This is a genomic window from Marivita sp. (genome assembly GCF_020055675.1).
Lineage (GTDB): Bacteria > Pseudomonadota > Alphaproteobacteria > Rhodobacterales > Rhodobacteraceae > Marivita.
Window position 1 is genome coordinate 1 of record NZ_JAIPUS010000074.1, and the last position, 2,887, is coordinate 2,887.

The window sequence follows — 2,887 nt, forward strand, 5'->3', positions numbered from 1 at the left end:
GCTCCGCAGCAAGCGCGAGATCATCGAGGAGTATGGCGCACCGCGCTCCAAGCCCAATTGCGAAAAAAGAATTGGGAAAACAGGCATTTTTCCAAAATTGCTGTCCATTAAACTTGTGCGGCCCACAAGATATTGCGGACGGCACAGATGTGTTTTCGAGATGTGGACGCTATGTTCTCGTTGCGCCCACTCTACAGTGAACGGCTGGCCGTGACGCCCAGCCCTTTACAGTAAATGATGCAATAATTCTTTAGGTTGGCCAGATTTTGGCCAACCTAACCCCTGACCACACACTATGTGGCGGTTTCACGGGGGGATTCAGTGAGCGCACTCTCGAAATTATCTTCGACAGGTCCAAGCGAAGAACTCCGGGCCGAAGTCGACGCTCATTTGATGGGAATGGGGTTTGAACTGCGCCGCCCGCGGACGCAGGCGGCCTGACCTTGTCAGGTCCGCGAGCCGACGACATGGCGATTTCAATGATCGTCAAAATTTTGTAGATTTCCGGGTCTTGGAAGAAAAGTTTCAACGATCGTTGACAAAATGCGCGACTAAGCCCATATTCAGCGAAACTTCAACGATCGTGGAAATCGACATGTCTAAGATAACACGCGCCATCCGCGCTGCCAGCGATCTGGGCGCAGCGATCCGGGAACGGCGAAAGACCCTGTCGATGACCCAAGGAGACCTTGCGATGCAGGCAGGCGTATCGGTCGCGACCATCAGCGCGATCGAGAACGGCAAGGCCACTGCGCAGATCAGCATCGTCCTCGACCTGTGCCGGGACCTTGGGCTGCGGCTCAGCGTGGAGACTTGAATGCTGGAACTCGATGTTTTCCTCGAAGCCCAGCCGATGCCACTCGGGCGACTGGCCCGCGATGACCACGGTGACATCTCCTTCAGATACCTGCGGGATGACTTGCCGCATCCGATATCGACGTCGCTGCCTGTCGGGGAGAAGCCCTTTGGCGATAACGAGACGCGCGGGTTCTTTGACAATCTTCTGTTTGAGAACGCGCAGCGGGACCAGATCATGCAACGCCATGGGCTGGACCACTCGGATACAGTTGGGCTGTTGTATCACCTCGGACGGGACTGTCCGGGAGCGATTTCGGTCGTTCCTCGTGGCGAAGGACCGGCCAAACAGCCAGGCAACTTGGACACGGATTATGACCCGCTCGACGACGACGCGCTAAGAGACCTGATGATCTCCTTGCGGGATCGTCGACGCGTGCCGGACGGCACAGGCGATCCATCACCTTTGGCGGGGGTGCAGGGGAAGGTCGCTATCGCCATGCTTCCTGACGGACGCTTCGGATTTCCGCGTTCGGGATTGAACGTGCCGACAACGCATATCCTGAAAGTGCCCCGGGCCGCCGAAATGCGGCTCGTGGATCACGAAAATGTATCGATGCAGATTGCGCAAGACGTGCTCACCCATCCCGTCGCGGACACGTCTATCCGTGAATTCGAAGATGTGAGGGGGCTATTGATCGAGCGGTTCGATCGCCAGGTCGAGGGCGCGCAGGTGCGCCGCATTCACCAGGAGGATTTCTGCCAGGCCTTGGGTTTGGGGCCAACCCTGAAATACGAACGAAACGGCGTGGACGAGCGCGCCTTTTCCGCCCGGCGCGTTGCCGAGCTTATCCTGTCTTGTGACAGTCCGGGCCAGACCCGGCAGGCCTTCCTTGAAGGGGCTTTGGTCAATCTGTTGCTGGGCAATACAGACAACCACGCTAAGAACCACGGCTTGCTGTATCATGGCGGACGCCCGCAGCTCGCGCCGTTCTACGACATCGTTCCGGTCCTGCTCGATGACCAGGTCACGCATCAGATGTCTTTCAAGATCGGTGCCGCCGAGATGACCGACGACATCACGACCGAGGACATCGCGCGCTTTCTCCGGGATCTGGGATATCGGCGCATGACGCCGAAACTGAAGAGCCGTCTTTGTGAAATCGTATCGGCCTTGGTCGCGCGAGTTCCCGAAATGCGGGGGCCAGGGATGAAACGCCTCGGCGACGCAATCGCCGAGCAAGCCCGCTGGCTGGGCCCGGCGATAGGTTGTGATGTCGACGTTCCGGAACGGGACCTCGTCATCATCAATCGCCTTTAGGCCGTCGCGGCGATTGGGCCTGGCAAGGGGGAAGATCTACGCGAGCGAAGGACCTATTCGCCTAAAAAGGAAACAACCGCCGAATAAGGTCTCCGGCGGTTGCATCATTTACTACAAAGGGCTGGAGGGTGATGCGGATTTCTTACTATTCGTGGAGCTCAATCTGAAAACCATGAGCCCGACCTATTACCTTCTCAGCAACGAAGAGGCACAACAAACCTATCACATAGATTCTGCTGGCATGGGCAATTGCTATCCCTCGAAAGTTCGCAAGCATGTGCTGGCCAATGACTTCACCCATTTGATGCAGGATCGGTATTCGCAGTAACTTTCGGGGTCGCGGCGTCAGGAATGGTTCGACGGTTCTTATTGCCGCCCGCTGTCGCCGCCGCTGGGCAGGTCGAAGGCTGGATCCTCGGGGCCGAATTCGACCCGACGCCACTCCGCCAGAGCCGCTGAGAGCGCCCAGGGCGCGCGACTTAATCTACCTGCTGTCATGTGCTGCGAAGCCTGCTCATCGAATCCTGTGCGCACCCCAGCCAGCCCAAGGCATGTGCGACAGTGTTACTGGCGATATCGATGCTGCCAGACGATGATTTCACTTTCGGATCCGGTCGCCCTATAGCGTGACGGTCTGGTCCGCGGGGCATTTATCGCAAGAGGAGGACAACACATGACCACTCGAAGCGTGGGGGAGAGAGATTTCGGGCGCCAGCCGCTGACAGGCGGCTGCCAGTGTGGAGCCGTTCGCTTTCGGATATCCGCTCGCCC

General features: G+C 58.1%; 3 protein-coding genes. All 3 read left to right on the forward strand.

Annotated elements, in window-relative coordinates; all coding sequences use genetic code 11:
• Window positions 1-595: 595 nt before the first annotated feature.
• A complete protein-coding gene (locus LCF59_RS17630) occupies window positions 596-817 on the forward strand; it encodes a helix-turn-helix domain-containing protein (protein WP_292288929.1) in 222 nt (73 codons plus the stop codon).
• Complete coding sequence (locus LCF59_RS17635) at window positions 818-2,116, forward strand: type II toxin-antitoxin system HipA family toxin (protein WP_292288930.1); 1,299 nt, start codon at window positions 818-820, stop codon at window positions 2,114-2,116.
• A 172-nt stretch (window positions 2,117-2,288) separates the two neighbouring features.
• The gene (locus LCF59_RS17640; RefSeq protein WP_292288931.1) at window positions 2,289-2,444 is read left to right on the forward strand and encodes a hypothetical protein; all 156 of its coding nucleotides are present in this window, start codon (window positions 2,289-2,291) and stop codon (window positions 2,442-2,444) included.
• The last annotated feature ends 443 nt before the right edge of the window (window positions 2,445-2,887 follow it).